The 6,243-nt window shown below is 74.3% G+C and carries 7 protein-coding genes; all 7 read right to left on the bottom strand.

The window, feature by feature from the left end; all coding sequences use genetic code 11:
* Positions 1–1,202: MFS transporter (locus ACFVU9_RS45105; RefSeq protein ID WP_387603836.1), on the bottom strand; the 1,202-nt coding region annotated here is incomplete at its 3' end.
* 34 nt (positions 1,203–1,236) lie between these two features.
* Complete coding sequence (locus tag ACFVU9_RS45100; RefSeq protein WP_380503975.1) at positions 1,237–2,286, bottom strand: polysaccharide deacetylase family protein; 1,050 nt, start codon at positions 2,284–2,286, stop codon at positions 1,237–1,239.
* The gene (locus ACFVU9_RS45095) at positions 2,283–3,656 is read right to left on the bottom strand and encodes a condensation domain-containing protein (RefSeq protein ID WP_387603832.1); all 1,374 of its coding nucleotides are present in this window, start codon (positions 3,654–3,656) and stop codon (positions 2,283–2,285) included. The genes ACFVU9_RS45100 and ACFVU9_RS45095 overlap by 4 nt, the downstream gene beginning before the upstream one ends.
* 96 nt (positions 3,657–3,752) lie before the next feature.
* Positions 3,753–4,562, bottom strand: a complete 810-nt coding sequence (locus ACFVU9_RS45090; RefSeq protein ID WP_387603830.1) for a hypothetical protein — start codon at positions 4,560–4,562, stop codon at positions 3,753–3,755.
* The gene (locus tag ACFVU9_RS45085) at positions 4,559–4,825 is read right to left on the bottom strand and encodes an acyl carrier protein (protein WP_359970354.1); all 267 of its coding nucleotides are present in this window, start codon (positions 4,823–4,825) and stop codon (positions 4,559–4,561) included. The genes ACFVU9_RS45090 and ACFVU9_RS45085 overlap by 4 nt, the downstream gene beginning before the upstream one ends.
* The gene (locus ACFVU9_RS45080; protein WP_387603826.1) at positions 4,822–5,799 is read right to left on the bottom strand and encodes a 3-oxoacyl-[acyl-carrier-protein] synthase III C-terminal domain-containing protein; all 978 of its coding nucleotides are present in this window, start codon (positions 5,797–5,799) and stop codon (positions 4,822–4,824) included. The genes ACFVU9_RS45085 and ACFVU9_RS45080 overlap by 4 nt, the downstream gene beginning before the upstream one ends.
* The coding region (locus tag ACFVU9_RS45075; protein ID WP_387603823.1) for a class I SAM-dependent methyltransferase at positions 5,799–6,243 on the bottom strand (445 nt) is incomplete at its 5' end. The genes ACFVU9_RS45075 and ACFVU9_RS45080, both read right to left, overlap by 1 nt.

Below are 6,243 nucleotides of genomic sequence, written 5' to 3'. Positions count from 1 at the left end.
ACGCCGACCTGGAGGACCCGGTCGGTGCCGAAGGCGCCGACGGCGGGGCCGGCGAGGGCGCTGCCGATGGGGTACATGCCGACGGAGCCGGCGACTTCGTAGGCGTGGACGCGGTTGAGGACCTCGCCGGGGACCTGGGTCTGGACGCTGGTGGCCCACATGACGCCCCACACGCCGATGCCGACGCCGACCGCGAACTGGGCGGCGGCGAGCAGCCAGACGGACCAGTCCAGGACGATGCCGAGCGGGTAGAGCGGGTAGGCGAGCATCGCCACCGCACCGGCGGCCAGGGGGCGTTCGGGCTTGTAGCGGATCGCGAGCAGGCCGCCCGCCACGGTGCCCGCGCCGAGGGCGCAGTTGATCAGGCCGAAGGCGGTGGCGCCGTGCTCGGGGACGATGACGCCGGCGGCGACCGACAGCTGCGGACCCCAGGAGAGCACCGCGAAGACCATCCAGATGACGATGACGCCCCACAGCCAGCTGCGGGAGCGGAACTCCCGCCAGCCGACGGCCAGGTTGTGCCACAGGCTCTCGCCGGCCGGCGGGGCGGGCACCACGCCGAGGCGCAGGGTGAGCAGACAGACCGCGCTGGTCCCGTAGGCGAGGGCGGAGATCACCATGACCCAGCCGGTGGCGCCGAGGCCGACCATGGCGCCGGCCAGGGCCGGGCCACCGAGGCCGGTGAGGGCCTCGGAGGTGCGCAGGACGCCGTTGGCGCCCTGGACGTCGCGGGAGACGAGGGGGACGGTCGAGGAGGCGCCGGGCTGGAACATGGCGTTGGCGGTGCCGGCCACCACGAGCAGGGTGTACAGCTGCCACAGGTGGTCGATGCCGTGGATGAACAGGAACGCGAGCAGCACGTGGGCGACGAGGTTCGTCAGGTCGGCGGCGATCATCATGCGGCGGGCGGTGAAGCGGTCGGCGAGGACGCCGCCGAACAGCACCAGGCCGGCGAACGGGCCCACCAGGAAGGCCATCGAGTAGCCGGCGGCGTTCAGGCCGTAGCCGCCGCTGAGCAGGCCGGCCGAGACGGCGACCGGGAGCATGGCCCAGCTGAGCAGGCCCGCGCTGCGGGCGGTGAAGTAGTAGCGGAAGTTACGGGACCAGATCGCCGGTTCGGTGCTCGCCGGCGCCTCGGCGGGCCGGTCCTCCACCCGCGCGGACGCGGCCGCGGGGGCGTGCTCGGTCAAGCGTTCTTCCATGACTGTTCAGTCCTCCGCTGGTGGATCGTGGTGTTCAGGGTCGGGTGACGGGCGGCGGGTCGAGCTCCCCGACGGTGACCGGTTCCAGGCCGCGGTCGAGCAGGCCCTCGACGATCGACGGGAGGGCCTGGACGGTCTGGCCGCGGTCGCCGGCGCCCTCGTGCATCAGCACCACCGATCCGGGGCCGGCGGACTCCAGGACGGTCGCCGCGATGCGCTCCGGCCCCGGCCGCGTCCAGTCGCGGGAGTCCACGTCGAACATGGTCAGGGTGGCCGGGTGGTCCTCCAGGACGGCCGGCACCTCGGGGCTCAGCGCGCCGTACGGCGGGCGGAACCGGGTCGGGGCCGTGCCGGTGGCCCGGGCCACCGCCTCCGCCGTGCGGTCGAGCTGCTCGCGCAACTGATCGGCCGTCAGATCGGCCAGGAAGGGGTGGGACCAGGAGTGGTTGCCCACCTCGTGGCCGGCGTCGGCGATCCGGCGCACCTCGTCGGGCAGCGCCGCGGCGTGGTGGCCGACGCAGAAGAACGTCGCCCGCACCCCGTAGCGGTCCAGGATCTCCAGCACCCGCCGGGTGTGCACCGGATCGGGGCCGTCGTCGAAGGTGAGCGCGACCCGCGGGGCGTCCCGCGGACCGTGCTCGAACCAGCGGCCGGCGGCCACCAGGGCGGCCCGGGTCGGCTCGCTGCGCCGGACGACCTCGTGGAACTCGTCGGCCCGGCCGGTCAGGCTGCCGCCCTCGGCGGTCACCCGTGCCAGCGTGCCGGGCGCGGTCCTGGCCTGCTCCGCCAGGCGTGCGGCCGGTACGGAGCCGAACCGCGGCCGGGGCGGCAGTACCCAGGGGTCCGCGCGGTACACCTCCAGGCCGGCCGCCGTCATCGGGCCGTCGAGCAGTCCGTTGGTGCTGTCGAGCACCACGGCCACCGGTTCGTCGTCCGAGCTCAAATCCCGTATCAGGGAGATGAGTCCGGTGACGGCCGCAGCTCCCCAGCGGCTCGGCTCGGCCGCCCTGCGGCCGGCGCCGTCGACGACCTCGACCTCGTAGCCCGCGCCCGTCCAGGCGATTCCCGCGTAGCGCGCGCTCACTCGTCCCCCAGCGCGAGCGCCTCGGCGACGATCAACTGCTCGACGCCCCGCAGGAACTGCTCCATCCCGGCGCGGCCGAGCACCGCCGGGTCGGCCGTCATCGCGAGGTCCAGGGCGCCCGGGGCGGTCAGCACGTCCACCGCCATCGAGACGTTCACCCGGGCCGGGAAGTCCGTCGGCCAGCTCAGCTCGGTGCGGCCGGCCAGCTCGCCCAGTGCGTCCTCCGGCCGCTCGACGGTGTCGAACGGCCCGCTGCCCGGGTCCCGGGTGTCGTTCCACCAGTACGAGTGGTCGGCCGCCTCCCCCCGTTCGACCAGCCGTGCCACCTCCCGCTCCAGCGCCCACTTGTCGTACGCGGCGTGCCGGAACGCGCCGAACGAGACGGACCGCGTCCGCCGTACCGCGTCCACGAAGTCCCGGCCCGCGTCCGGGAGCCGGAACAGCGCCTCCTGCGCCACCGTGCTGACCGCCGCGGTGGCGGCCGGCTGGAAGCGGTTGCCCACGACCACCTGGAACAGCACGTCGTCGCTGCCGGACATCCGGGCCAGCTGGTGCGAGGCCGCGCCCAGCAGCACCGCGGCGTCACTCACCTCCAGGTGCTCGGCCACCCGCTCGACGGCGACGGCCAGCGCGGGCGAGCGCAGCAGCGCGTTGGGGAACAGCCGGTCCGGATCGGCGGCGAGCTCCGGCGCGGCGGGCTCCCGGAAGATCCGCCGGGGGCCGGCGGCCAGTTGCTCGCACCAGTAGCGGCGGGCGGCCTCGTCCCGGCGGCGGCCGAGCGGCGAGGCCTGGACCGCCGCGGCGTCCAGCGGCTGGAGGGCGGGGCGGGACCGGCGCAGCGACTCGGCCGACTCGCCCGCCTCGATCGACCGGAGGTCGCGCAGCAGCCGGACGAGGCCCCAGTAGTCCATGCCGGCGTGCGAACCGGTCAGGACCAGCCGGTGGACCAGCCCCTCGCACTCGACGAGGCCGACCCTCAGCGGCCATTCCCGGGTGTGGTCGAAGGGGCGTCCGGCCAGCTCCTTGAGCAGCGCGGCACCGGCCTCCGGCGCCTCGGCCGCGGCGCACCGCCGGACCTCGACGGGGAGTTCGCCGCTGCCGTCCACGACCTGTTCCAGCCCGTCCTCACCGGCCGGCAGCAGCCTGGTGTGCAGGCTGTCGTGGAGGTGGAGCAGCTCCGTCAGGTCCGCGAGGACGCGGGCGGCGGGGCGGGGCGGGGTGACGGGGAGCTCGGTGGGCAGGTTGTACCGGGGGGCGTCGTCGCCGAGCCGGGTGACGACCCCCCAGATCGCCCGCTGCCCCCAGGTGGCCGGGCCCGTCCCGGCTCGTGCGGAATCCAGCCTGATGCTCTGCTCGTTGACCGTGGTCATCCTGTTCCTGCCGTCCCTTCGGTTGCCTCGTCCGTTGTCTGCCGGAGCCGGGCCCTCCACGGGTGGCGGCGCCGGGCGGGTGCGGGTGGACCCGGGTCACTCCTCGCCGTCGGCGAACACGGCCAGGTGGGTGCGGCCGGTGCGGGGGTCGGTGTCGCAGAGGACGACGCGGCGGTGGGCGTGCTGCCAGTCCTGCCAGTGGCGCGCGAGTTCGAGCCAGACGCCGGTGCAGTAGCTGCCGGGTTCGGCGCGGTGGACGGCGGGGTGGTCGGGGATGTCGTCGGTGACGTGGGGGCCGAGGACGAGGAGGGTGCCGTCCGCGTCCGGACCGTCGAGTCGGGCGGCCAGGGCCGGGCCGGCGTGGTCGGCGGAGTGGGCGCCGGCGAACCGCGGGCCGGGGCCGGCGTCCGCGCGGAGGACCAGGAGCGCGGCGGAGTCGACCAGCGGCGTCAGGGGGTACGGCGTGGGCAGGGTGGTCTGTTCGAGGACGGCGACGGCGACCTCGGCGGCCCGGCCGGCCTCCTGGTAGGCGGCGGCGATGCGCAGGGCCGTGAAGGGCGCGGCGAGGCCCTGTTCGGTGAGGGCGAAGTTGGTGGCCCGGCCGCCGAGCCGGGCGGTGAGGTAGGGGGCGGTGGCGGTGAAGGGGGCGAGGTCGGGCAGGGCGTGGGCGACGATCGCGAGGTCGGGCCGGGCGGCCGCGACGGCCTCGTCGGCGGCCAGGAGGAGGTCGACGAGGTCCCGGTGGTGGAGGTGGGCGCCGCCGCGGTAGAGGTCCTGGTCGGGTTTCTGCCCGAAGGGGGCGAGGAGGTCGGTGAAGTAGGCGAGCAGGGCGGGGTCGTCCTCGCCCGGGCCGGGGTCGGCCGGGGCGCGTACGGCGGTGGCTGCGCGCAGGGCCAGCGCGGTCATGAGGTCCCCTCTTCCCGCCGCAGCGCGGCCTCGACGTAGTCGGCGAACGAGCGCATGGTGCGCAGGTGGTCGATGTCGAGGTCGTCCGGGTCCACCGCGATCCCGGTGGCCTCCTCGACGGTCATCAGCAGCCCGAGGACGGACGAGGAGTCGAGCCGCAGGTCGTCGAAGAGCGCGGTGTCCTCGGTCAGCCCGGTGATCGGTCGCTCCAGGACCTCGCTCAGCGCCTTCTCGATGGTGATCAGCACGTCCTGACGGTTCACCGGCTGCCTCCCGGGGTGCGGTGGGTGATGACCATGGCGCCGAAGGTGGCGCCGAGGCCGACGGAGACCAGGAGGTAGTGCGCGCCGTCGGTGAGCCGGCCGGTGTCGCGCAGGGTGGTGTAGTTGAGGAAGACGTCGGCGGCGAAGGTGTGGCTGTAGACGGGGACGTTGTCGAGGAAGACCTTGTCCTGGTCGATGCCGAGTTCCTTGACGGTCTGGCGCCAGGCGAGCTTGTTGACGTTGTGGGGGATGACGAGGTCGACGTCGTCGAAGGTCAACCCGGCTTCCGCCAGCGCCTGGTGGATGACCTCGGCGATTCTGGCGGCGTACTGCTCGCCGTACTCGGTGCTCTGTTCGGGGGTGAGCTCCAGCCAGCGGGCGTACTCGCCGAGGGTGCGGGTGGTGAAGGCGCGGACGATGTCGCCGTCGCCGTCCAGGGTGAGCAGGCAGGAAGCCGCGGCGTCGGCCATGATCGCCGTGTTGGGGACCAGTTGCACGATGGGGGAGTAGGCCTGCTCACCGGTGACCATGAGGGCGTGGGCGCCTTCGCGGCCTTCGGCGCGCAGCAGGTTGCCGAGGATCTCGATCGCGCCGAGGCTGCTGACGCAGGCCTGGTGGCTCAGTCCGAAGGCCTCGGCGCCGGTGAGTCCGAGGTCGTCGCGCACGACCTGGGCCATGTCGGTGTCGGCCGGGGCGACGGCCTGGGTGACGTGGGCGTAGGCGAGGTAGTCGACGTGTCCGTCGTCGGGCAGGGCGGCCAGCGCCGCGCGCGCGGCCGGCCGCAACAGGTCCAGCAGCGGCAGCTGCGGGTCGTACCGCAGCCGGTCGAGACCGTAGAACTTGCGGAACACCCCCAGATCACCGCGGCGCAGACCGAGGTGCTCCCCGAGCTCCTCGATCCGCACGCTGCGCTCGGGCGCGTACGACTCGATCCGTTCCAGCGTGATCCGGCGCTCCGCCGTCCGCTCGCTCATCACGCGGCCGCGATCTCGGCGCGGACGAGCCAGAGCCGGTTGGCGCCGCGGCGGTCGCGCGGCTGGACGTCGTAGGGCCAGCGGCCCTCGCCGGCGCCGGGCTGGCCGGGCTCGCTGACGTCGACGGCCTTCCAGCCGTTGGCGGTCAGGAACTCCTCGGGCTCGTCGGTCCCGAAGACCCACGGGGTGCCGTCGGCGGCCAGGGCGTCGAGGAAGGTCTTGGCGAACGGGCTGCGCAGCTGGGCCCGGCCGAGCATGTCGAACGCGAGGCGGCTGCCGGGGACGGAGGCCGAGGCGAGCAGGGTGAGCAGGCCGGAGACCTGGTCTTCGGTGAGGAAGAACGTCAGCCCCTCGGCGATCCACAGGGTGGGGCGGGTGCGGTCGAAGCCGGCGGCTTCGAGGGTGGGCAGCCAGTCCTGGGTGAGGTCGGCGGAGACCTCGCGG

It is taken from the genome of Kitasatospora sp. NPDC057936 (assembly GCF_042887525.1).
GTDB lineage: Bacteria > Actinomycetota > Actinomycetes > Streptomycetales > Streptomycetaceae > Kitasatospora.
This window is presented reverse-complemented; position numbering and strand designations above follow the sequence as displayed.

Bases quoted from the DNA above. Each gene is read 5' to 3' on its own strand.
- ACFVU9_RS45095 (WP_387603832.1), bottom strand. From the start codon at position 3,656: ATGACCACGGTCAACGAGCAGAGCATCAGGCTGGATTCCGCACGAGCC.
- ACFVU9_RS45090 (WP_387603830.1), bottom strand. From the start codon at position 4,562: ATGACCGCGCTGGCCCTGCGCGCAGCCACCGCCGTACGCGCCCCGGCC.
- ACFVU9_RS45080 (WP_387603826.1), bottom strand. From the start codon at position 5,799: ATGAGCGAGCGGACGGCGGAGCGCCGGATCACGCTGGAACGGATCGAG.